Below are 21,715 nucleotides of genomic sequence, written 5' to 3'. Positions count from 1 at the left end.
TCGTCAGGTTCCCGCCCGCACGGTGACAGATTGACGCGCATCACCGTCAATGCGATACTCCGATCGATCGAGATTGATTGTTAATCACGCCGGCATCGGTTCGGCCGGACCCGGCACGCCACCCACCGCCGGATCCGGGCTGGTCCGCGACCCGGAACGCGCGGACCAGGCGGTCCGGGCGGACGGACAACGGCGGCCAACCCGGTCCGACGAGCGTGTCGACACATCGACATCGATCATGTTAGCGCTCACACGTTTGACGTCCACCACTACAGGGAGTTGCCTGATGTCGAAACATAGATATCTTTTGCCGACCATCGCGGCCATGGCACTGCTGCTCGTGGCCACGGTCGGCGGCGCTCTGGGCAGCGGCCTCGGCGGGACCGCGGTGGCCGCCACCAACGGCACCCTCGCGGCGACCGCCGGATGTGGGAAGGCGCCGACGCTCACCAACGGTACGCGCACGATCAACAGCGGCGGGACCAACCGCACCTACAACCTGCGGATCCCCGACGGATACGACCGGAACCACCAGTACCGGCTGGTGGTCGCCTTCCACTGGTTGAACGGTTCGGCCAACAACGTGACCTCGGCCGGCTACTACGGCCTCCAGCCGCTGTCGAACAACAGCACGATCTTCGTCGCCCCGCAGGGCATCGACGCCGGTTGGGCCAACACCAACAACCGGGACCTGACCCTCTTCGACAACATCCTGCAGCAGGTCGAGGGCGACCTGTGTGTCGACACCAGCCAGGTGTTCGCGCTGGGCTGGAGCTACGGCGGCGCCATGAGCTACGCGGTCGCCTGCGCCCGGCCGACGATCGTCCGCGCGGTCGCCGTGCTGTCCGGGGCCAACCTCAGCGGCTGCAACCCCGGTACGCAGCCCGTCGCGTACTTCGGCATCCACGGCATCCACGACAGCGTGCTGAACATCTCCAACGGGCGGTCGCTGCGCGACACGTTCGTCCGGAACAACGGCTGCACCCAGATGAGCCCGCGCGAGCCGAGCCAGGGCAGCCTGACGCACATCACCACCGCGTACTCGGGATGCCGGGCCGGCTACCCCGTCCAGTGGGCGGCGTTCGACGGGGACCACACCCCGAGCCCGGTGGACGGGTCCGGCCAGCCCAACGACTCCCGGACCTGGACCTCGGGTGAGATCTGGAAGTTCTTCACCCAACTGACGTCCACCACGCCGCCCACGTCGGCGCCGCCGACCACCGCGCCGCCGACCACGGCCCCGCCCACCACGGCCCCGCCGACCACCGCGCCGCCCACGACCGCCCCGCCGACCACCGCGCCGCCGACCAGCGCCCCGCCGACCGGTACGCCCGGCGCCTGCACCGCCACCTACAAGGCGGTCAACTCGTGGCCCGGCGGATTCCAGGGCGAGTTCACGGTGGCCAACAATGGTTCCACCACCCTCAACGGCTGGACCGTGCGGCTGACCCTGGCCAGCGGGCAGACCATCAGCAGCCTCTGGAACGGCACCAACACCGGCGCCACCGGCGATGTCACAGTCAAGAACGCCGCGTACAACGGCGCCCTCGGGGCGAACGCCACCACCACGTTCGGATACACCGCCACCGGTAACGGCGCCACCCCGCCGAGCAACGTCAGCTGCACCAGTCCCTGATCAGCGAACCTGACCGACACTCCCTGATCGGGAAGCACGGCCGACACCGGGTCCGGAGCGCTGTACGGCTCCGGGCCCGGTGTCGTCGATCCGGGCGCGTCGGCCGGCACGGGCAACCGTCCATCCGTCCGCTGGCTCCGGTGAACGCCCAGTCCGGGCACGGCACCTCGGGACGGACCAGCCGGATTTGCCGTAAAATCGGGCAAAAGTCGCGATAGTCGAGACTGTCCGGAAATAGATCACCGGGCAGAACTGAGTCATCGCACTCCGTTACGTTTACGGTGATGAACGGGGACCGGAACGGGGATTTTGTCCGGCGCGCACTTCTGTCGTACCCGATCTGGGTCGCCCTGGCGGTCGTGGCCGGCACGGCGATCCGGGTGGTCCGGTGGACCCGCGGCATGTCGCTGAACTCGGACGAGCTGTGGATCGCGGTGAACGTGCGATGGCACACGTTCGCGCAGTTGCTCGGGCCGCTGGACTACGACCAGTTGGCGCCGCCCGGCTGGCTGTGGCTGGAAAAGGCCGTCGTGTCGATCAGCCACGCCGACGCCGCGCTGCGGGCACCGAGCCTGCTGGCCGGCTGCGCCGTGATCGCGGTGACCGGCGCGCTGGCCCGGCGGGTCATGTCGGCGCCGCTGGCCGTGGCGGCCAGCGTGCTGGTGGCGGGCGGGCCGGTGCTGATCTACCAGTCCAACCAGCTCAAGCCGTACGCCATCGACGCACTGGCCACGACGGTGCTGCTGCTCCTGGCGTTCCGGGCCCTGGCCGAGCCCGGGGGCCGACGCCTGCCGGTGTTCTGGCTCACCGGCGCGGTGGCGGCCTGGTTCGCCACCGCGGCCGTCTTCACGACCGCCACCAGCGGCGGTCTGCTGGTGCTCTACGCACTGCTGGACCGGGACTGGCGGCTGCTGCGCCGGCATCTGGTGGCGGCCGTGCCGGCGGTGATCTCCGTGGCGGTCCTGCGGCTGACCGCGCCGCCCACCCCGGCCTGGCTGTACGACTGGTGGACCTCGGTGTACCGCGGCTCGTTGGGGCCGTCCCCGCTCGGCCTGCGGTCGGGGCTGTCCTGGACCCGCGAACTGGTCCACAACTTCGACGCACCGACGCTGGGCCACGACTTCGGCCGCCTCACGCCGGTGCTCGCCGGCCTGCTGCTGCTGGGCGCCGCCGGTCTGCTCATCCGGCTGCCCCGCCAGGGCGCTCTGCTGGTGGCACCGCTCGGCGCCGGTTACCTGCTGGCGCTGCTGCGGTTCTACCCGATGACCGGCCGGGTGGCGCTGTGGCTCGTACCGGTCGTCCTCCTGCTGCTCTGCGCGGGCGCCGACACCCTGGTCCGGGCTGTCCGCGCCGGCGCCGGCCGGTTGGCCACCCGCCGGCCGGAACCCGCGACCGGCCCGGCGGAACCCGCGACCGGCCCGGCGGAACCCGCGATCGGCCCGGCGGAGCCGGCGATCGGCCCGGCGGAGCCGGCGACCGGCCCGCCGCGCCGAGTGGGGACGGCGCTGGCCACCGCGGGCGGCTTCCTGCTCGCGACCATCCTGGTGTCGAGCTTCGCACCGGATCTGGGCCGGCCAACCCGGTTCACGAACGCCGACCGGTACGCCACGGCCGAGGCCGCGGTCCGGTACGTGCTCGACCACCGCCAACCCGGCGATCGGGTGCTGACCGCCATGGGCAACGCCACCACCGCGCTGGCCCGGTGGTACGGGCTACGACCGGACGGCGTCTACACCACGAGGACCGGGCGGGACTGCCTGGGCGTCCCCCGGTCGACGTTGCTGCCCGGAGCCGGCCGGATCTGGCTGCTGCGGGTCAACTGGACCTCGGTACGGCGGGCCCGGCTCGACCCCGAGCGGCAGGCGCTGGACCGGTACGGGCGGCTCACCGAGGAGCGCTGGTTCGACGGCGTCTACGTGCTGCGCTACGACGCGCCACCCAGGGCCACCTCGGGACCGGCGGACCCCTGCCTGCTCACCGTGGACGCGGACGAGTGGTTCGCCAGCGGACGAACCGCCTGGTCCTGACGTCCGACAGACGGGGCCAGCCCTGGAGTCCCGGTACGCCACGGCGACACGCCGTCGCCTCGGCCGGCAACCTCGTCCGGCCGCGTACACCGATCACCGGGCCCGGGCGGGCCAGGCCCGATCATCGGCAGCCGGATCTGCCGATGAACGGCTGTTCGCGAGATCCTTCGCGTTGTGCTCCGGATTGCCTACCCTCCTAGCTATGACCCTCATCTCCGTCATGCTCGCGGTGCCGGACGCCGCAGCAGCCTCTGCTTGGTACCAGCAAGCCCTTGGTGCCACTGAGCTGTGGAACCTCGGATCGGTCATTGGACTCCAGTTCGACGGGGCACCGTTCTTCGTCGCGGAGCCCGGGAACAACGGCTGGGAGAGCCCGACAACACTCGGTAGCACCTCGGCGCGGATCGAGGTGTTCGTTGACGATCCAGACGCCGTCGTCGGTGGTGCTGCTGAGGCAGGAGCCGACTACCACGATCCGGTGCGCGACCACTCCGCGCCATGGGGCACGCACCGCCAGGGCGGCTTCTTCGATCCATGGGGTCATCTTTGGCTCGTGGGAGACAAGTCGCCGCTACAACGTCATCGGTAGTCGATGTGGCGTGGAGGGCGGACCGATCTCAACCTGCGCCGGACTGAGAAAGCGCCCGGAACTGCCGCAGATCGGGCGCACTCTTCTGCCGCCGCCAGCGCGCCGTGCGAAGCGTCACCGGGGACCGCATCGCGAACGGCTCTGTCTCGCATTCGTACGGCGGGGCGTCAGTTCAGCAGGCGTTGGGCACAATGAATGTGTCCGTCCGGTCCGACGCTGACCAGGGCGACCAGCAGGTCGCTGATCGCAGCGGGCGCGGTGGCGACGGCCCGCTCGGGTGGCGTTCCCGGACGCGGCGGGTGTAGCACGAAGGCGACAGTCACCGGTGACGCATCAACCGAGGACACGGTGACGGAACTGCCAACGGTCAAGAACCCGCCGTCGACCTTGCGCATACCGATCCCCTGCAGCCAGGAATAGCGCTCCTCGGCACGGTCCAGGGCTCCGTCCGAGCCGGCGGCGACCTCATCCGGCCGCGCCGACGTTACGGTGATGAAGCCGGGCATGCGGCGCGTGCGTTTGTCGAGCACCACGATCCGGAGGGAGCCGTCAACCCGAGGATCGGGCGGACGTTGCCAGGCCACCCGGCCGAGAAAGATCTGGTCCCCGTCGCCGGCATGCTCCACGTTGCGTGGGTTGAACGTGGCGTCCGCCGTGGCCTGGTCGACCAGATCCAGCGTCGCGGTCGCGGCCAATACCTCCGGCCCGTACGGCGGCAGACTGCGCCACCACCGCCAGCCGGCCAGACCGCCTACCCCGACAAGCAGGACCACCACACCGATGACCAAACCTGCCCGCTGCCTCATGCCTGGCAGTACAGCACACGACATCACCGTCGATCGGCGTTGCGACCCGTTGCCCCGTCGCAGCATGACCACCTCGGAATTACTCGCACGGAAGGCGCCACGTCCGTGGCACGCCCCTGCCTGCCAACGTCCGAAAGTGCCGATGACAGTCCGTCGATCAATGTGTGCCGAGGTGACGCCACCAGGTGACGCCTTCGCCGATCTGGGTGAAGCCGCAGGCCTTGTAGAGCAGTTTTCCCTCGGGTGTCGCGTTCAGAACGGCATGCCGGGCGCCTTCCCGCCGAGCCGCGGCACAGACGGTGCGCAGCAGCCCTGTGCCGTAGCCGCGCCGGCGGAACGGCTTCCAGACATCCATGTCGAAGATGCCGGCGAGGTCATCGTCGAGGAACGACCATGCCCGCCCGGCGAACCGTCTGGCCTGCGGGGTGTACGCGGCGGCGTACCAGGCTCGGGCGGGTTGGCGCCGAGCCACGGCCAGCAACGCCCCCTGGTCCGGGTACTCGTCATAGTCGGTGCTTTCCACCTGCAGTTCCACCCTCGGGTCGGCGTCCGTCGGCAGGCCGGACAGGTCTGCGGCCATCCACCATGGCGACCAGCCCGGGGTGAAGCCCGCTGCCGCGAGCGGCGCCGTGTCGACATCACGGGCGAGCCACGCGCCGACGATCGTCAAGCCACGGTCACGGGCGTGCTCGACCCCCCGCAACACTCCGGCAATGCTCATCTCGGCCGGGAACATCAGGTTCAAGCCGTCGGGCCCGTCGATCCAGGTCAACGGTCCGTCAGTCCGAACCGCGCCGCCGCACGTCTCTGCCCGGAATCGGAACCAGTTGGTCTGGACGCGTTGGCAATCGGCAACTGTCACCACGGCCGACAAGCTTGCCACAAGCGGCCGTGGTACGAGACTCGCAACATCCCGCTCATGCCGCTGTCACGGCATGTCGACGACGCAGGCTCGCCACTGCCCGTGCGGGCGGTCAACGTGGCTCCGCATCGGGGCTGTCGACGGTTGCACCGATCGCCCTCATCGGCATTGACTGTCACCTACGACACTGCCGCGCGCCCGGGAACCGGCCGGCTGGACCGGCGTGAAACCCGATAACCTTCATCCATGCGTCTTCCCGAATCACTGCGCGCTCTGGTGGCCTCTGGGCCGATGGCCCACCTCAGCACCGTCAACCGTGACGGCAGCCCTCAGGTGAGCGTCATCTGGATCGGCCTCGACGGGGACGATCTGGTCAGTGGTCACATGAATCGGTACGTGAAGGTCCGCAACATCGAACGCGACTCACGAGTGGCGCTCTCCTTTGACGCGCCTCGTGACCCCGAGGTCTTTCTAAATCCTTACGCAGTGGTCCACGCGCGGGCAACGGTCGAGCCGAGCGATCGAGCATGGGACCTGCTCGACGACCTCACCAAGATCTACATGGGAGCGGGCATGACATTTCCCGCACCGAAAGCGCCCGGTTATATCGTCCGCTACCACGTCGAGCGCATCGGTGGGGTCGGGCCCTGGGCCGGCTGACCGTCGCGACGAGTCCCCTCGGGCCGTCGGTGACTGGACCATGACCGTCGCAGCGACATACTGATCTGCCGCAGACAAAGTGCGACGGCCGGTCAACGGCCTTGAACCGAGCAGTTCACCGCCGGGCCGTCGACATAGCCGACGTCCGCGGCGCCCGACGCGTTCTGGACGCGGTAGCCCCAGTGTCGTAGGACCTGTGCGACCTTCGCTGCGCCTGCCGGGTTGGTGGAATGCACATTGACGACACCGATGTCGAAGGGGCATCCCTCGAAGGCGGCCCGCTCCAACATCTCCACGACCGGCCAGATCGTGTCGTCGCCGCCCAGGTCGTGGTCCAGCCACAGCTCGTCCAGGCGCCCGTCCCGGTACCGACGAAGGAACTCGACTCCGGCAGCGCTCGTACGGGCCACCTCCGCGTTGCGGCCATCGACGAACGAGCGAAGGTCGTCAACCAGAACGATCATCCGGTGGGCATCCACGCGATGATGGTGCCCGAACCATCCACCATCCGCCATCCGAATCTGCCGCTGGGTTCGCGCGGCGAGCCCGCCGCGCTGCATGACGCAGACGACGGCGCGGGGTGCTCCTCATGGCCAGGCCGGCGGCAACGGTTCGGCGCCCGGGGCCGGGCCGTACGGGGTGTGGCCGGCCCGGAACCTGCGCAGGGTGTTGACGACGGACCCGAGCACCTTGTCGAACTGTTCGGGCTCCGCCGAAAGGGATCCCCGGTATCGAGTCGGTTCCTGCTCCACGGCGAGATCGCGGATCACCCATGGGCCGGCCGCCTGCTGCTCAAGGACGGCTTGGTAGATCTGGTGCCCCGTCCAGGATCGCCACAGCCGGAGCACGTTGGCCTCGTCGAGCTGAGCCATCCAGCGGATCTCCATGTCGAACCGGCCGAGGCCCTCGTGCAGGAGCAGTCTGGTGTCCGCGTCCACCATCAGACTGGACGAACGTGGAACCGCCGTCAGCCGCAGACCGGGATGCGTTTCTGTGTCATCGGCGAAACGGGGTCGCAGGTCAGCCACGATGGCATTCGACCACGACGCCAGATCGGCTGACGCCTCCCCCTGGACGGAGCCGAAAATCCCAAGGTCGCGTTACCTCTCATGCCGCGAAGCGCTCGGCAGGTCCTGGGACCTGGTCCGCACGTAGCCAAGGCAGGAGCCAGAAAGGGACTCTCGATGTCAGCGCCCGCTGGGCTCCGGCGGCTCGTCGAAGGTCAGAGTCAGGGTGCTGTGGAAGGCGGAGAATTCGGTGCCTTCTCGTTGTTGGTCGTCTGGCTCAGTGTCGCCCGTCCACACCTTCACCGCCCGGTACGCGAACCCGTCCTGGGTCGCAGCCTCGGCCAGAAACGAGACTCTCTGCCCGGCGGTGAGCTGCCTAAACCCGTTCATGGCGATCACCGAGAAGTGGACCCAACATCCGCCGGGCACACCCGGACCGTCGATGATGCCCCATCCCTCGTCGCTGTGATAGGTCCGAACGACTCCGGAGCTTGCCATCCCTTGATTCTGTCTGGAGCCGTCATCGCGAAGAGCAACGCCCCGCCGGCATCCTCAACCCGGATCCGGTGTGGGGCCGAACGGTCTCGGCGTTGGTGGTGTGAGCACGCCGGTGTGCGGGTGCGATGCCGCCACGCGGTGAGTATCGAGGCGACCAGATCGGCGCCGACGCCCCCGGTGGCGTCCACGTCCCGGTCGTACGGGCCGAAGGTGTGGATGCCGTCGACCTCGACGTGGGTGCGACCCTCCCCGATGCGCCGATCGCCACGGGCACGTTCACGACGGCCCAACTCGTCGAGGTCGCAATGCACGCCGATGAGGAACACGTCCGGGTCGGCCAGCACCACGGCCAGGTCGTGGCGCCAGGCGGAGAACTCGATGATGTGCTCCACGATCAGCTCGTTACCGGAACTGGACGCACCGTTGAACAGAATGATCCGGCCAGGACCGCGCGGCAGCGGGACAGGTTCCACGACGTACAGGATGATCCACCACCACGGCACCCCCGCACTCGTTCGCCGCCGGTTGGGCATGCCAGTGCTGCGCATCCGTCACCTTCGGTACCCGCCGATCTCAGCCTGCCCGGCTACAAGGATGCACCGAAGGCCCGGTACCGTCAGGTAGCCCTCTCCACCCAGTACGTCTGCTTGTGGCCACGCCGCTCCATAGCCTCCGCCAGCGAATCAGCGTCCACCCGCGCCGTTCGCCGAGCGACCTCGAATCGGTTCCCGTTATCGTCTTGCCGCCAGACGACCCACGCGAATTCCGAGGGCAGCGACCCACCGTCATTCTGAACCTCGTCTCGCCTGCTTCCCGACATCCCACGATGATCGTCCCTGCGTCGGGCATCCTCAACTGCCGCCGGCCGCGCGGCGGTCGGCGGTGACCCCCGTCATGCGGCGTGACGTGCGTCAGGGTCGGCCGACGCACGCTCGTGCCGAGGAAGCGGAGCCGGTTGTCACCTACCCCAACGGGTGAAGGACATCTGCCACTCCCTGTCCTGCTGATGAGACCCGGACCGCCCCGGCTTTGGTGCGGGCGGCGACTGGCGGCGGTTATGCGTCGAGGATGTGGTACTCGCCGCCGCAGGATTCGGCCAGGGTGGGGCCGAAAAGCGCGGCCGGGGTGTACGCGCCCGGCTTGCCCTGTCGGTCGAGCAGCCGGCGGATCACCTCGGCAGGCACCACGCCCGTCCAGGCCTGGGCCTCGCCGACGCGCAGCCAGCCCTCGCGCGTGCTGCCGTCCGGCCACTGGATGACGGCGTGGCCCCACGAGTGCTCGCGCGGCTTCGGTGCCGCCTTGAGCCGTACCGTGGCCAGCCGCCGGCGCGCGAAGGCGCGGACTGGCCCGATGTTGAGCAACGCGGTCGCCGCCGGCAGGATCGCGCGTACGACGGGCGATGCCGGGGCCTCGCTGGACGCGGAGACCACGTCCGCGGCACCGCTGGCCCCCTGGGCGGCGATCAGCTCGCCGAGCGGCATGCTAACCGTGTGGATCTGGCGTCCGGTCCAGGATCGCCACAGCCGGAGCACGTTGGTCTGGTCGAGGTGGGCCATCCAGCGGATCTCCAGGTCGACCCGGCCGAGGCCGTCGCTCAGGAGTAGCGCCGTGGCTCAGGAGTGGTTTGGTGCCGGGGATCTACGATGCTCTCGATGACCATTCCTGAACGTCGACCCGACAACGTCCCCGCTGACGAAGCCCGGGTCGACGAGGCCCTGCGACTGCTGTCCGCCGCGCCGGTCGAACTCAGTATCGCCGTCAAGCGGCTCAGCCGTGGCAGCGGTGTCTACGCCTGGTGGGCCGCCCCTTCGGTCCTGCCCGAACTTCCCGGGCTGCCGAATGAGAACGTCCCGTCGTTACGGCTGTTGTACCTCGGACGGGCGACCAACCTGCGGGGACGGATCCTGCGCAACCATCTGCGGCGTTCGGGCAGCTCGACCCTGCGCCGTACCCTGGCCGGGCTTCTCGGGTCCGAGGGATACCGAACGACCTGGACCGACCGTGTCGTCCTGGTCGGCGAGGACGAGGCGCGGCTCACCACCTGGATGCACACGCACCTGCGCTTGACCTGGGTGCAGGACGCGGAACCGGCCACCATCGAGGCCGAACTCGTCCGGCGTGTGCACCCGCCGCTCAATGTCCACGGCGTCGACCCCGAGCACATCCAGCCGGCCGTTGTCGCCGCCAAGAACTCGTACAACGCCAGCAGCAGCCCGGCCCAGCCTCCGCGAACGCCGTAACCGACCGCCCGCCACGCGGACGAGGCCCCTCCCGCCACACCGTCTACGCAATCGTCACAGTTCTCCTGATTGAATCGACGTCGGTCTATCATGAGAGGCCAGACATCGAGAGATCGGAGTTCGGCCACCTTGGACAGCGGAGACCTTCAAATGGTGAAGACCAGTTCTGCGCCCTCGCGAGCGAGGGGGCACGGCAGAGGCGCCAGGAGTCCAGGGCGCAGGTTCTTGGCGCTCGGGCTGGCGTGGGCGGTGGCGGTGGGCGGGCTCGGCGCGTTCGTGCGGCCGACCTCGGCGTCCGCCGAGGGCACGCCGGCGTACAGGAACACCTCGCTGCCGTTCAGTGTCCGTGCGGCGGACCTGGTCTCGCGCATGACGCTGGAGGAGAAGTACGACCAGCTCAGAGCGATGCAGCCGCATGCGACCTGGCGTGCGAAGCCGAAGGCGATCGACCGGCTCGGCGTGAAGTCGTACGGGTACTGGGCAGAGGCGAATCACGGGATCTATTTCCCGACCATCCCCGGAAACGGCAACTACACACAGTATCCGCAGAGCACCTCGATCGCGTCGACGTGGAATCCAGCCGTCACCCAGGAGATCGCCGGCGGTATCGCTGACGAGGCCCGCGTGACCTACAACACGTCCTGCCCGCCGGGTGTGGCGAACCCCAACCCCGTCGGTGGCGCCTGTCACGGCTTGACCTACTGGTCGCCGAACCAGAACCTCAACCGCGATCCCCGGTGGGGGCGGGCGGACGAGTCCTACACCGAGGATCCCTTCCTGGCGGGCCAGGTGGCCGGCGCCTTCGTGACGGGTTTGCAGGGCAACACCTCGTCGCGTCCCGACACGATTCCCGCCGGGGCGCACGACTACGTTCAGGCAGTCGCCACGCCGAAGCATTACCTGGCGAACAACTCCGAGGCGAACCGCGACTTCGGCACGTCGAACTTCACCGAGCGTTCGATGCACGAGTACTTCCTGCCGGCCTTCGCGGCCTCGGCCGGCGAGGCGGGCGCGCGGTCGCTGATGGTCGCCTACAACGCCCTCTCCGAGGTGGAGAACTACACGACGGACTACCCGTCCGCCTCGAGCTACCCGACCCTGTGGAGCCCCCGGGACAATGCCACCCCCGGCGGTACTCCCGGGACGCCGGCCGCGGCGAGCCGGTACGCCATCGAGACCATGCTGCGCAGGTCGTACGGCTTCGACGGTTACGTCGTCTCCGACTGCGATGCGATCACCCGGGTGTACGGAACTGGGACATCAGGACACTCGTGGCAGCCCGTCCAACTCGGCGGTCAGACGCAGGTCGGCAAGACCCTCGGCAACGCCTGGGCACTCAAGGCCGGCACCGATCTTGACTGCTCGGGCGGTGACTACCCCACGGCGACCGGACTGCCGGCGGCTCAGAGCCAAGGCTTTGTCAGCGAGGCAGACATCGACATCGCGCTCGTCCGCGCCTTCACCGCGCGGTTCCAGCTGGGCGAGTTCGATCCCGTCGCCTCGGTCCCGTGGAACAGCGAGTCCTACTCGCTGTCGGCGGCCGGCGATCCTGATGTCAAGCTGGCTTCGCCAGCGCACCGTGCGGTCGCGCACGAGTCTGCCCTCGAGGCGCCCGTGCTGCTGAAGAACGCCGGCAGAACGCTCCCGTTCGCGGGCGCGGCGACCGGCAAGACAGTCGCCCTGGGGCACGTGGACTCCCTCAACGGGTTCCAGTCGGGCTCCTACTCCGGACCCACAGCTGTGAACACCACCTTCGCCCAGGCGTTGGCCGAGCGGACGGGGTCGTCCGCCTCGGCCGTGACCGCGGGCTCCACCACGCCGTTCCTGTCCAGCCACCTCGCGGTGTTCCCCAACGTCCTTGACGCCAACGGCACCGCGATCACCACCTCCGTGTGCGCCAGCAGCCCCTGCGATCCCGTAACGGACGCGGCGACCGCCGAATACCAGATCTCACAGGCCGACAATGTCGTGGTGACCGTCGGTCACCGGAACAACGACGGCGGCGAGGGCACCGACCGCTCCACGGTCGTCATGCCACGCATGCAGGCCGAGCTGATCCGGGACTCGATCGCCCCGCTCGCCCAGAAGTACGGCAAGAAGATCGTGGTGTGGATCCAGGCCAAGACCATGGTCGACGTCAGCGCGTTCAAGGACCTGCCGAGCGTAGGGGCGATCGTCTGGTCGTCCTTCAACGGCATGTACCAGGGCAAGGCGATGGCCGAGTTGCTGTTCAACGACGCGGTGACGCTCGAGGACGGGCGTACCGCGGTGGCCAACTTCTCGGGCAAGCTGCCGCTGACCTGGTACTCCGACGTCGACGCACAACTCGGGCCGGCGGCCGCTCCGGACCGCGGGATCGAGGACTACCGGATGACCAAGGCGGAGGGCGCCAGGTGCGGCCGGACGTACCTCTACTACCAGGTCGGTCCCGGTTGCGCGGCTCCCCACTATGTGTTCGGTCAGGGTCTGTCGTACTCGCCGTTCGTCTACGGCACCCCGAGACTGTCCTCCTCGAGGATCACTCCCGACGATTCGGTGACGGTCTCGGTGCCTGTGTCGAACCGGGTCGCCAGCAACCCGGGCAGGGCTGTCGTGGAGGTCTACGCCAGAGCTCCGAAGGGGGCCGATGGGAACCAGCGTCCGCTCAAGCAGCTGAAGGGTTTCGTCAAGAGCGACCTGATCGCTGGGACCGCCAAGACGGTAAAGGTCACCATTGGCGCCGGTGACCTGTGGTTCTGGGACGACGTGAAGCACAAGAAGGTGTTCCCCACGGGCGACTGGACCATCCTGGCTGGTCCGAGCTCGGCCGACGCGGATCTGAAGCCGGTGAGCCTGCGGGTGACCGGACACCGCGCGGCCGGCGTCGAGGTGGTCTCGGCCCAGCCGGACGCCACCGAGTTGAGCCTGGACACCCCCGACAACCGGATCAACGCCCAGCTGTCGGTCACCAAGCACGACATGACATTCTGGGATCTTTCCCATCGGGCGCTCAAGGTGAAGTACACCTCCTCCAACCCGGCGGTCGCGACGGTCGACGCCAGCGGCTCGGTCAAGCCCGTGTCCACCGGCGCAGTGCTGATCACGGCCAAGGCCACCGCCGACGGGGAGAGCAGGTCGACCACGTTCCCGGTCGTGGTGACCTCCGGCGCGCCGGACGCCACCGGCTCGGCGTTCCCGAACGCTTACACGTCGCGGGTCGACTTCGATGACCGGAAAGTTGCGCTCGACCAGGCATCCTCGGGGACAACACTGTCCGCGAATGTGTTCCCGGCCGACCCGACAACGACGTACAGCTACCAGATCGCTCCGATGGACACCAACACCGCCGGAGCGAGCGTCACCTCGGCGGGAGTCCTGACCGCGACCAGGACCGGGCACGTACGGGTCACTGTCACAGCAACCGGCGCCGGCGTGCAAACGTCGGAATCGGCCCTGGTGACGATCACGCCCAAGTGCCGGTTCGGCGGGGTGGGGCCACCGCTGGCCGGCGACACCTCGCCCCGGGGGCCGGTGAGTTGCGGATCGGCTGGGGCAACGGCTCCACTCACGCCATCGCCCTGACCATCAGCTGATCTCGCGTCACGCGGCCCGGCCGCGAACGATCCTCCCGAACAGCCGGGTAGCCCGAGGGTGTCAGGTCCTCGGGCTACCCGGCACCCACAATTTTTGTTGTCATACCATCCCACCGATTCCCTTTTGTCGGGCGCGAGACAAAGAGTGTCTGCCGGCGCCTCGAAAGCGGCTCCGCGCCAGCCAGGAACGGCCAGCTTCCGTTCAGCGCCCAGTGCGTATTGTGCGTCGCGTTGTGTTCGTCACCTATCGCGTAAATCATGACATTGATGTACGACATTACGACGGTCCAGCGTATATGATCATTGGCGGATCTCAATTTCATACGTGCTTTTGAGCCCCGGTCCGTCTAACATTGGGTTCCTAGCCGGCTAGACGCCATGAGCGCATTTCCCTCTACGTCTGGAGCAGCATGTCCCAAGCCCGTTCTTCCCGCTTCGTCCGCCTGTTGGCCGCAGGCGCCGCTGGCGTGGCCGCAGTGGCCACGCTCCCCGCGGTGAGCGCCCAGGCGGACACGGCCTCGTTCACCGTGTCGGTCAAAGGTGGCTACTACGACACGCAGTCCCTCGGCACCGCCACCGGCACCGTGACGGGAGTGTCGGGAAGCACCCAGGCAAGCTACTCGGTGACGCTTTGCGGGCAGAGCACCTACCCGAGTTCACGCGTGACCATCCAGGGAGGAACCGCCACAGCGGCCCACGTCGTCTACTACCAGAACTGCGAGACCTTCAGCGGTGACCTCGTCTCCAGCTACGGGTTCACCAACGTTCAGGTCACCGTGTACGGATCGACCTTCTACCCGGGCAACCAGTACACCACGTACTCGAAGACCAAAACGGTGTACTTCTGATCCAGTCCCGCATCGCCTGACGGGCAGTCACCGGTCCAACGACCGTCGTCGCACACCCTCAGGCCGCCGTCGCGCTGGAGGCCCGGAGAATCGTGCCGCCAGCGCGACGGTACGGAGGTCTGTCGAACCCGGAGGCCAGGTCAGGATCGATCGCCGCCCACCACGTCGCGTCCGCACCACGATGCGCTACGACCGGGCCAGCAAGAATCTCGACCGGCGTCCCAACTACAGCTTCGCCGCGTACATTGGCCTCCGTAACCTGGGCGTGCTCGCGGCTCTGCCGATTCGCGGTCACCTTGCTGCACTCGCCGGGAGCTTTGCGTCGCAGAGCAAGGAGGGACAGCCGTGACCATCCCCGCCGACGATCCGGCCCGCGAACTCGTGGTCGCCGATGCCGACTCACCGGGGGCCGTCCACATCGCGCTCGCCGGCGACACCTACACCATCCTGGTGAACGGCCAGCAGACCAACGGCGCGTACTGCCTCATCGACATGCACGTACCCGACGGTGGGGGTCCGCCACTGCACCGGCACGACTTCGAGGAGATGTTCACCATCCTCGAAGGCGAAATCGAGTTCATCTTCCGCGGTACCACCACCACCGCCACGGCTGGAAGAACGGTCAACATCCCGGCCAACGCACCACATCACTTCCGCAACCGCTCGGGCCGACCAGCCCGCATGCTCTGCATGTGTACGCCAGCCGGTCAGGACGAATTGTTCACCCGCTGCGGCGACCGGGTCGACAGCCGCACCGCCCCGCCGCCCCACCTCACCGACGACGAGATCAGGGAACGGCAACAGCGAGCAGTCAACCTGGCACCACAATATGCGACGGAAATGCTGCCCGGCGACAACAGCTGAGCAGCAAGCCGCAGGCATCCGCGGTCACCAACCGCGCCAGTGGTCCACGACCTCCGCCGGCTCACGGCAACCGGACCGCTTCGAAGTAGCTGAACCGGACATCGGCTGACGCACCGGCGGTGTCGCCGAAAGCAAATGCGTGCAACCCGATCGGGCCTGGCCCGAGGAGCCCGCCGTCGCCGTCGCTGCCCTGGGCCGACAAGACCTGCTCGCCGTTCATGGACATGGACAGCTGAACATCGTCGTTGGCATCCCGGCAGTCGACGGTCATGGTGTTTTCGTGGGTGATGTCAAAGCCAGGAATGTTGGTCTTACCCAGCGCCCGATCGTAGCCGTTCTTGATGTACGCGTCTCCAGCGTGAGTCACGCTGAACTCGTACTGCCGGCTGTTGTCGGCGGTGCCCCGGCACCAGATACCCCATCCTCCTTGGCCGGTCTCCAGGTGCGCCTTGGCCACGATCCGCACGCCGGCCGGAACCGGTTGAACCGGTGCGGTGATCCATTTGGCGAAGCCCGGTTCAGGCTGGATACGCAGTCGTCCCAACTCGTAACGCGCGGTGCCACGTTCGTTGTCATGCCCGATCTGCCAGCCGTGGTCAGCGGTGTGGAAGTCCTCTTCGAGCAGTACGTCTTCGTCGCTTGGCAGAGTCGTGATGGAGGTTTGGGAAGCCGACGCGTTCGGCGACGTTGGCTGACGGCTGCCGCTCCCACCGCCGCTGTTCATCCGAGGCAGGAACACGAGCGCCGTCGCGACCAGGATGAGCAATACGCCGAAGCAGGCGACGATCCACTTTCCGCGACCGCTCAACATGCTGGCCAGTGTGACCACTACACCGGCCACCCCGATGATCAAACCTGCCAGTTCATAGAACATCCCCGGCGCCCCTCATCCGGTTTTCGATTCTAGGAACCCACCGCAATCCTTCCCCGTCCCAGGAAGTCGTTGCCGATCGGATGTGCATTCATGCCGCAATCGGGTATGACTCACCGGTATACGGGGGAATGAAATGGTGTGCCTCGCTCGGCAATGGCTGGCCGGGTGCGATCGTCCGGACCTCGCCGAACCGGTCACGTTTGTCGTTACTCGTGGCGTGGCTCAAACGGCGCTGCCTCGTTGCGAGCACAAGGCCCTCACCGGCGTCCGGGACGTACCCGCCGCCGGTGAGATGCGGAGACGTTCGGAGTCAGGCTGGTCGGACGTCGGCGGGGAGCTGCCGTACGGTGTCGCCTGACTTGATCGTCCCGCCGACGAGCACCCGGGCGTTGAGGCCACGCAGGCGCAGTTGCCGGCCCTCCTCGGTCCAGACGATTTTGTGGGCGTCGCGTCCGAACCGGGCGGCGAATTTGGCGCAACCGGTGTGTGGCTGATCGGTCACCTCGATGACGGCCCGGTCGCCGATCGCCAGACGTGAACCGGCTGGCAGAGCGTCGAAGCTCAGGTCGAAATCGAGGTAGAGCTGATCCCCGGCGAGTGCCCAGGCGTCACGGTCAGGACCCGCGATCAGTTCGATGAAACGGGCGTTGATGACGTTCAGCTGCATGTCGGGATGCGGTGACCGGTCGTCCGTTCGTGAGCTGGGCCGTTGACTCCAGCTGTCGCCGACCAGCCCGGCGGTGGGGTCCAGTTCGGCCTGCGGAAGCACCTCCCGGGCGTCGACGGCCGGCCGACGTACGGCCAGTGCCAGGGTGCCGACATCCCGGGGGGAGCACCGCACGAGGTGCAGCCCTTCCAGGATCTCGTCCATCGAGCGATGGCGTACGGTGCTGGGGTCTGCCATGACTCGACTGTGCCCGTGGCGCGCAAGCGGCGTCCAAACCGTTCTCGACACGCGAGACCGGAACGCGGGCCTGCTCCGTATCGCCCTTGAGTGGTGTCGTACGGCTCTCCCAACTCGCGTACCGCGCTGGTCCAGCCCGGGAAAGGACACGTACACCGGTGCGCCCGGCCGTCAGCTTCACGGCCGGAGCAGCTTTTCCAGCCCGGCCCGCAACTTACGCCGTGCCGCCGGCTTCACCGCGAGCCGGAACCGCAGCCAACCATCGGCATCGGGGATCTCCAACTCGTTGGCGGCCTCGCTGGTGAACCGTAGGGCCAGTTCGTCGTCGGACAGCGTCCAGCCACGAATGCCAGCCTCCACCACAGCGTGCGCGGGTTCGAGGCACACCATGACGGGCTCGTCCTCCCGGGTGTCCTGTTGGATGACGATCCCGCGCCCGGTGCCATCGGCGCGCTCGGCCAACCAGACCGAGAAGACGCCGTCGACCGGCCCCGAACCAGCCAACCCGAACGTGTCCGGCGGGCCGTCCGCGCACCAGGGGCAGTCGATCGGCTCCGGCTCCGGCGGTACGGGCACCGCCCAGATCGCCTCCGCGAGCCCGAACCTGCCCTGCCAGGCACCCGCATCGTCCATCCACACCCGAGAGATCCGACGGCGTGGCCCCTGGTGTATCTGGTAGATCAGCCCGTCGACATCGACGTCACCGCAGTACGTCGCGCTGCCATGCCCGGAACGTGTGTCCAGCGATGTGATGCGGTAGCCGCCACGGCTCGCGAGGAACGACCAGTGTTCGACCGCTTCCCGGCGGCCCAGATCACCCTCCACCGGCCCGCCCGACCGGACACTGAACAGCAGCGTGGACGGGTCCGGCAGGCGACTCAACTCCATCAGTTCCTCGTACGTCGGCACGCCCCGAAGGATAAGCGCCGGCCCCGACGCCGCTGCCGAACACAGGTCGGGTCGAACGCTTGCTCCTCACGTGGCGTCATGGCACATAGTCGTCGGCGTGGAGGAGCACCTGACCGTGGGGCGCGTGGCGGAGTTGGCCGGCGTCAGCGTCCGCACGCTGCATCACTACGACGAGATCGGCCTCCTGGTGCCGTCCACGCGGACCGCGGCCGGGCACCGGGCCTACGCCGCGGACGACGTGGAGCGGCTCCGGGAGGTGCTCGCCTACCGGCGGCTCGGATTCGGACTACGGGAGATCGCGGCTCTGGTCGACGATCCGGCCACCGACGCCGTCGCGCACCTGCGCCGGCTGCGCGGCCTGCTGCGGGACCAGCGCGACCGCGCCGCCGCCATGGTGACGGCCATCGACCGGGAACTGGAGGCACGGGCAATGGGGATCAAAGTGACACCTGAGGAGCAGTTGAAGGTGTTCGGCGCGCAGTTGTACGACACCATCGGATCTGCCTATCCAGCAACGCGGCGCACCGAGCCGCGGATCGCCGCGCGCATCTGGGCTGCGCTGGGAGACGCGCGAACGGTGCTGAACGTCGGGGCCGGCACCGGATCGTACGAACCACCCGACCGCGACGTCACGGCGGTGGAACCGTCGGCGGTCATGCGGGCGCAGCGTCCCGCAGGCGCGGCGCCGTGCGTGGCCGCCGCCGCGGAGCGGTTGCCGTTCGAGGACCAGTCGTTTGACGCCGCGATGGCGGTCAGCACCGTCCATCACTGGCGGGATCCGGTCGCCGGGCTACGCGAGATGCGGCGGGTGGCCCGCCGCGTGGTGGTCTTCACGTACGACGCCACCGACACCAACTGGCGCGAGCGGTTCTGGCTCACCCGCGACTACCTGCCCGAGTTCGCGGATCTCCTCACCGGCTGGCCGTCCCTGGCCGACCTGACCCGCGCGATCGGCGGACGCGCGGAGCCGGTGCTGGTCCCGTGGGACTGCGCCGACGGCTTCTTCGAAGCCCACTGGCGCCGGCCCGAGGCGTATCTGGCCGAGCATGTCCGCCGCGCGGTCTCGGTATGGACCAGGGTCGGACCGCAGGCCGAGCAGCGGGCGGTCAGCGCGCTCCGCGAAGACCTGTCCTCGGGCCGGTGGGCCGAGCGCAACCGTGACCTCGTCGCCCTCGACACCGCGGAGCTCGGCCTCCGCCTGCTCACCGCCGACCGGTGACCGGTGACCGCAGGCCCGGGACCGCCGGCCGGGGACCGGTGACCGCCGGCTGGTGACCGGGCATGGCGCGGCCCGATCACCGGCACCACCTGACTCCTAGCCGGGCAGACCCGCGTGGGCCACCGGTCCGCCGGCCGACACCTGCGGCTCGGTACGGACGGTGGGTGACGACGGATCGACGTCGGCGGGCCGGCCGGGGTGTGTCTCGACCGGCCCGACCGGATCGGGCCCTGGCTCCTCATCGCCCTGGTCCAGCCGGAACGGCGGGTACCGGTCGGTCAGCAGGGCCAGATAGGCGATCACCCGCAGGTTCCAGCGTGCGATGCCGAGCAGCAGGTCGTACAGGCCCCGGGGGTAGCGGCCGGTGAACAGCAGGCTGATCCCGACGATGAGCAGACCGAGGCTGACAACGCCGATCGGGGCCGAGGAGGACGCGTCGTCCCGGAACTCCCAGAAGGCGGGCCCGGTCAGTGCGGCGACGAGCACCAGCTGCGGGATGGCGAACAGCCACGCCACCAGCGGCAGCCAACGGGGCAACCGGTCGGGCGGATCGACCCGCAGCCGAGCCGGATAGTCGGCGACGTCGGCCAGGGTGAACGGCGGATAGCGGTCCGTGCCCAGTGCCTGGTAGCCGTAGTAGTTCACGCGCCAGCTCCACCGCAGCACGCCCACGTTGAACGCGAGGATCGCCGGCGGGTAGCGGCCGGTAAACAACACCGCGACGTAGGCCACCAGGGTCACCGCGACGAACGCGATCCACAGCGCCAGGAGGATCAGATAGTGCGGTATCAACAACAGCCATTTCACCAGCCACAACCAGCGGCTGAGGGGTTCCTCGCGATGGGCGACCACCTGGACGGGATAGCGTTTCATGGCATCTCCGGAATCTGTTGTCCCGAGTAGACGCCGCCTCCCGGTCGGCTGACAGTGCCGAACGGCCCCTCGTCCGCCCGGAACACGCCGTACACCCGGAACACGCCCTCCGCCCGAACACGCCGTGCCGCCCGGGTCGGTTCGCCGCGCGGAGAGTGCGTACCGCTGCGGGCCGGATGGCCCTGGCCGGGCCTGGCTGGCCGGGCCCAGACTCACCGCGACGACACCGGCCGGAGGTGCGCGATGAGAACAGGTACCCGTGCGCTCGGCGCTGCCCTGCTCGGGTTGAGTGCCGCCGTCGCCGCCGTGGCGCTGCTCGGCCCGCTCGTGCTGGATGTGCTGCGCTATCGCGTCTCCGCGACGAGCCTGAACCAGATCGTCGGGGGTGACGCCGCCGCGCTGGCCGTGGTCGTACCGGTCACCGTCACGGTCGCGATCCTGGCGATCCGCCGGCGCCAGGCCGCGGCGGTGCTCAGCCTGGCGCCGTCCGTCTTCGTCGTCTACACGTACCCTCAGCTGATCCTGGGCAACGAGTTCCTGGACCTGCCGGGCAACGTGGAACGGTTCTTCCCGCTGCTGCTCGGGGTGTTCGTGCTCGCCGGGGCAATCGCCCTGCGAGCCTGGCAGAGCGTCCCGGCGGAGCGGCTTCCGGTGAATTCGGCAGCCGTTGATCGTACGGCCGGGGTTCTTCTGCTGGTGATCGCCGTGTTCGTCGTCGTGGGCCTGCACCTGCCGAACTACCTGGACGCCATGCGGGACCATCCGTCGACCGTGCAGTATCTTTCCAGCCCGACGGCGTTCTGGCTGGTCAAGTTCATGGACCTGGGGATCGTCGTGCCGGCGGCCGTTACGGTCGGCGTGGGCACGCTGCGGCATCGGGCGTGGGCCCGTAAGCCGGCCTACGCGCTGCTCGGGGCGTACACGTTGATCGGTGCCTCGGTCGCCGGCATGGCGATCACCATGCTCGCCCGGCACGATCCCGACGCCTCGGCGGTCACCGCCGTCGGCTCGACCCTGCTGGCGGTCCTACTGGCGATGGTGACCGGTTACGTCTACCGGCCGCTGTTCCGGCGACCCGCGCCGAACCCACCCACCGCATCCGTTCAGCTGGACAGCGACATGCGACCATCACCGCCATGCGTGGCGGTCCAGGACGGCTGAACCCGGCCGAGCGACGGCTGCGGGCGGCGTTTGTTCGAGGTGCGGAGCTTGATCTCCGTGGTGCGGCCGAGTCGGTCCGCGCCGATGTCGTCGCCGATCTGCTGACCCGGTCCGTCGACCGGGCCGCCTACCCGCGAGCGGCGTTACGGCTGCGCAACGCCAGGGT

At 68.5% G+C, this 21,715-nt stretch carries 21 protein-coding genes; 10 read left to right on the top strand and 11 right to left on the bottom strand.

The window, feature by feature from the left end; translation table 11 throughout:
* The first annotated feature begins 286 nt into the window (after window positions 1-286).
* The 3 genes from ACXN5W_RS08715 to ACXN5W_RS08705 all read left to right on the top strand — a co-directional run bounded on the left by ACXN5W_RS08715 (window position 287) and on the right by ACXN5W_RS08705 (window position 4,252).
* Window positions 287-1,636 (top strand): cellulose binding domain-containing protein, encoded by a 1,350-nt coding sequence (locus ACXN5W_RS08715; protein WP_473157662.1) that lies wholly within the window; start codon window positions 287-289, stop codon window positions 1,634-1,636.
* Between the two features lie 284 nt (window positions 1,637-1,920).
* Window positions 1,921-3,663, top strand: a complete 1,743-nt coding sequence (locus ACXN5W_RS08710) for a hypothetical protein (protein WP_473157661.1) — start codon at window positions 1,921-1,923, stop codon at window positions 3,661-3,663.
* A 202-nt stretch (window positions 3,664-3,865) separates the two neighbouring features.
* Window positions 3,866-4,252 (top strand): VOC family protein, encoded by a 387-nt coding sequence (locus ACXN5W_RS08705; protein ID WP_473157660.1) that lies wholly within the window; start codon window positions 3,866-3,868, stop codon window positions 4,250-4,252.
* A gap of 167 nt (window positions 4,253-4,419) precedes the next feature.
* Here the strand turns inward: ACXN5W_RS08705 and ACXN5W_RS08700 are convergent, their stop codons facing one another.
* Window positions 4,420-5,130 (bottom strand): hypothetical protein, encoded by a 711-nt coding sequence (locus tag ACXN5W_RS08700; RefSeq protein WP_473157659.1) that lies wholly within the window; start codon window positions 5,128-5,130, stop codon window positions 4,420-4,422.
* A gap of 85 nt (window positions 5,131-5,215) precedes the next feature.
* On the bottom strand, window positions 5,216-5,830 hold the full coding sequence (locus tag ACXN5W_RS08695) for a GNAT family N-acetyltransferase (RefSeq protein WP_473157658.1): 615 nt from the start codon (window positions 5,828-5,830) through the stop codon (window positions 5,216-5,218).
* Between the two features lie 336 nt (window positions 5,831-6,166).
* On the opposite strand from ACXN5W_RS08695, the gene ACXN5W_RS08690 reads away from it, so the two are divergent.
* Window positions 6,167-6,580, top strand: a complete 414-nt coding sequence (locus tag ACXN5W_RS08690; protein ID WP_473157657.1) for a PPOX class F420-dependent oxidoreductase — start codon at window positions 6,167-6,169, stop codon at window positions 6,578-6,580.
* A gap of 92 nt (window positions 6,581-6,672) precedes the next feature.
* On the opposite strand, the gene ACXN5W_RS08685 is transcribed toward ACXN5W_RS08690, so the two are convergent.
* The 5 genes from ACXN5W_RS08685 to ACXN5W_RS08665 all read right to left on the bottom strand — a co-directional run bounded on the left by ACXN5W_RS08685 (window position 6,673) and on the right by ACXN5W_RS08665 (window position 9,641).
* Window positions 6,673-7,095 carry a cyclic-phosphate processing receiver domain-containing protein gene (locus ACXN5W_RS08685; protein WP_473157711.1) on the bottom strand — a complete coding sequence of 141 codons (423 nt, stop codon included), beginning with the start codon at window positions 7,093-7,095 and terminating at the stop codon, window positions 6,673-6,675.
* Window positions 7,096-7,167: 72 nt separating this feature from the next.
* On the bottom strand, window positions 7,168-7,518 hold the full coding sequence (locus ACXN5W_RS08680; RefSeq protein ID WP_473157656.1) for a hypothetical protein: 351 nt from the start codon (window positions 7,516-7,518) through the stop codon (window positions 7,168-7,170).
* A 249-nt stretch (window positions 7,519-7,767) separates the two neighbouring features.
* A complete protein-coding gene (locus ACXN5W_RS08675; RefSeq protein WP_473157655.1) occupies window positions 7,768-8,085 on the bottom strand; it encodes a cold-shock protein in 318 nt (105 codons plus the stop codon).
* Window positions 7,983-8,633: a phosphotransferase-like protein gene (locus ACXN5W_RS08670; RefSeq protein WP_473157654.1), complete on the bottom strand. Its 651-nt coding sequence runs from the start codon at window positions 8,631-8,633 to the stop codon at window positions 7,983-7,985. The genes ACXN5W_RS08675 and ACXN5W_RS08670 overlap by 103 nt, the downstream gene beginning before the upstream one ends.
* A gap of 507 nt (window positions 8,634-9,140) precedes the next feature.
* Window positions 9,141-9,641 carry a hypothetical protein gene (locus ACXN5W_RS08665; RefSeq protein WP_473157653.1) on the bottom strand — a complete coding sequence of 167 codons (501 nt, stop codon included), beginning with the start codon at window positions 9,639-9,641 and terminating at the stop codon, window positions 9,141-9,143.
* 96 nt (window positions 9,642-9,737) lie between these two features.
* Between ACXN5W_RS08665 and ACXN5W_RS08660 the strand changes: the two genes are divergently transcribed.
* The 4 genes from ACXN5W_RS08660 to ACXN5W_RS08645 all read left to right on the top strand — a co-directional run bounded on the left by ACXN5W_RS08660 (window position 9,738) and on the right by ACXN5W_RS08645 (window position 15,609).
* Window positions 9,738-10,325, top strand: coding sequence for a GIY-YIG nuclease family protein (locus ACXN5W_RS08660; RefSeq protein ID WP_473157652.1), 588 nt, complete (start codon window positions 9,738-9,740; stop codon window positions 10,323-10,325).
* A 225-nt stretch (window positions 10,326-10,550) separates the two neighbouring features.
* Window positions 10,551-13,886, top strand: coding sequence for a glycoside hydrolase family 3 C-terminal domain-containing protein (locus ACXN5W_RS08655; protein WP_473157651.1), 3,336 nt, complete (start codon window positions 10,551-10,553; stop codon window positions 13,884-13,886).
* A 505-nt stretch (window positions 13,887-14,391) separates the two neighbouring features.
* Window positions 14,392-14,745: a hypothetical protein gene (locus ACXN5W_RS08650; protein WP_473157650.1), complete on the top strand. Its 354-nt coding sequence runs from the start codon at window positions 14,392-14,394 to the stop codon at window positions 14,743-14,745.
* A gap of 345 nt (window positions 14,746-15,090) precedes the next feature.
* Window positions 15,091-15,609, top strand: coding sequence for a cupin domain-containing protein (locus ACXN5W_RS08645; RefSeq protein WP_473157649.1), 519 nt, complete (start codon window positions 15,091-15,093; stop codon window positions 15,607-15,609).
* A 61-nt stretch (window positions 15,610-15,670) separates the two neighbouring features.
* Here ACXN5W_RS08645 and ACXN5W_RS08640 read toward each other — a convergent pair whose 3' ends face one another.
* From ACXN5W_RS08640 to ACXN5W_RS08630, 3 genes are all read right to left on the bottom strand, one after another.
* Window positions 15,671-16,483: a hypothetical protein gene (locus ACXN5W_RS08640; RefSeq protein WP_473157648.1), complete on the bottom strand. Its 813-nt coding sequence runs from the start codon at window positions 16,481-16,483 to the stop codon at window positions 15,671-15,673.
* A gap of 310 nt (window positions 16,484-16,793) precedes the next feature.
* Window positions 16,794-17,387 carry an MOSC domain-containing protein gene (locus tag ACXN5W_RS08635; protein WP_473157647.1) on the bottom strand — a complete coding sequence of 198 codons (594 nt, stop codon included), beginning with the start codon at window positions 17,385-17,387 and terminating at the stop codon, window positions 16,794-16,796.
* A gap of 177 nt (window positions 17,388-17,564) precedes the next feature.
* The gene (locus ACXN5W_RS08630; RefSeq protein WP_473157646.1) at window positions 17,565-18,296 is read right to left on the bottom strand and encodes a hypothetical protein; all 732 of its coding nucleotides are present in this window, start codon (window positions 18,294-18,296) and stop codon (window positions 17,565-17,567) included.
* A gap of 97 nt (window positions 18,297-18,393) precedes the next feature.
* Here ACXN5W_RS08630 and ACXN5W_RS08625 point away from each other — a divergent pair, with 97 nt between their 5' ends.
* Window positions 18,394-19,515: a MerR family transcriptional regulator gene (locus ACXN5W_RS08625; RefSeq protein ID WP_473157645.1), complete on the top strand. Its 1,122-nt coding sequence runs from the start codon at window positions 18,394-18,396 to the stop codon at window positions 19,513-19,515.
* A 96-nt stretch (window positions 19,516-19,611) separates the two neighbouring features.
* Here the strand turns inward: ACXN5W_RS08625 and ACXN5W_RS08620 are convergent, their stop codons facing one another.
* Window positions 19,612-20,388 carry a DUF4389 domain-containing protein gene (locus ACXN5W_RS08620; RefSeq protein ID WP_473157644.1) on the bottom strand — a complete coding sequence of 259 codons (777 nt, stop codon included), beginning with the start codon at window positions 20,386-20,388 and terminating at the stop codon, window positions 19,612-19,614.
* Between the two features lie 243 nt (window positions 20,389-20,631).
* On the opposite strand from ACXN5W_RS08620, the gene ACXN5W_RS08615 reads away from it, so the two are divergent.
* The gene (locus ACXN5W_RS08615; protein WP_473157643.1) at window positions 20,632-21,549 is read left to right on the top strand and encodes a hypothetical protein; all 918 of its coding nucleotides are present in this window, start codon (window positions 20,632-20,634) and stop codon (window positions 21,547-21,549) included.
* Window positions 21,550-21,715 lie beyond the last annotated feature (166 nt).

The organism is Plantactinospora sp. A48, assembly GCF_055793945.1.
This window is presented reverse-complemented; position numbering and strand designations above follow the sequence as displayed.

What these genes read in the sequence shown, in the direction of transcription:
- ACXN5W_RS08715 (WP_473157662.1), top strand. Translation starts at nt 287, where the DNA reads ATGTCGAAACATAGATATCTTTTGCCGACCATCGCGGCCATGGCACTG.
- ACXN5W_RS08710 (WP_473157661.1), top strand. Translation starts at nt 1,921, where the DNA reads ATGAACGGGGACCGGAACGGGGATTTTGTCCGGCGCGCACTTCTGTCG.
- ACXN5W_RS08705 (WP_473157660.1), top strand. Translation starts at nt 3,866, where the DNA reads ATGACCCTCATCTCCGTCATGCTCGCGGTGCCGGACGCCGCAGCAGCC.
- ACXN5W_RS08690 (WP_473157657.1), top strand. Translation starts at nt 6,167, where the DNA reads ATGCGTCTTCCCGAATCACTGCGCGCTCTGGTGGCCTCTGGGCCGATG.
- ACXN5W_RS08685 (WP_473157711.1), bottom strand. Translation starts at nt 7,095, where the DNA reads ATGGCGGATGGTGGATGGTTCGGGCACCATCATCGCGTGGATGCCCAC.
- ACXN5W_RS08675 (WP_473157655.1), bottom strand. Translation starts at nt 8,085, where the DNA reads ATGGCAAGCTCCGGAGTCGTTCGGACCTATCACAGCGACGAGGGATGG.
- ACXN5W_RS08670 (WP_473157654.1), bottom strand. Translation starts at nt 8,633, where the DNA reads ATGCGCAGCACTGGCATGCCCAACCGGCGGCGAACGAGTGCGGGGGTG.
- ACXN5W_RS08665 (WP_473157653.1), bottom strand. Translation starts at nt 9,641, where the DNA reads ATGGCCCACCTCGACCAGACCAACGTGCTCCGGCTGTGGCGATCCTGG.
- ACXN5W_RS08660 (WP_473157652.1), top strand. Translation starts at nt 9,738, where the DNA reads ATGACCATTCCTGAACGTCGACCCGACAACGTCCCCGCTGACGAAGCC.
- ACXN5W_RS08640 (WP_473157648.1), bottom strand. Translation starts at nt 16,483, where the DNA reads ATGTTCTATGAACTGGCAGGTTTGATCATCGGGGTGGCCGGTGTAGTG.
- ACXN5W_RS08635 (WP_473157647.1), bottom strand. Translation starts at nt 17,387, where the DNA reads ATGGCAGACCCCAGCACCGTACGCCATCGCTCGATGGACGAGATCCTG.
- ACXN5W_RS08620 (WP_473157644.1), bottom strand. Translation starts at nt 20,388, where the DNA reads ATGAAACGCTATCCCGTCCAGGTGGTCGCCCATCGCGAGGAACCCCTC.
- ACXN5W_RS08615 (WP_473157643.1), top strand. Translation starts at nt 20,632, where the DNA reads ATGAGAACAGGTACCCGTGCGCTCGGCGCTGCCCTGCTCGGGTTGAGT.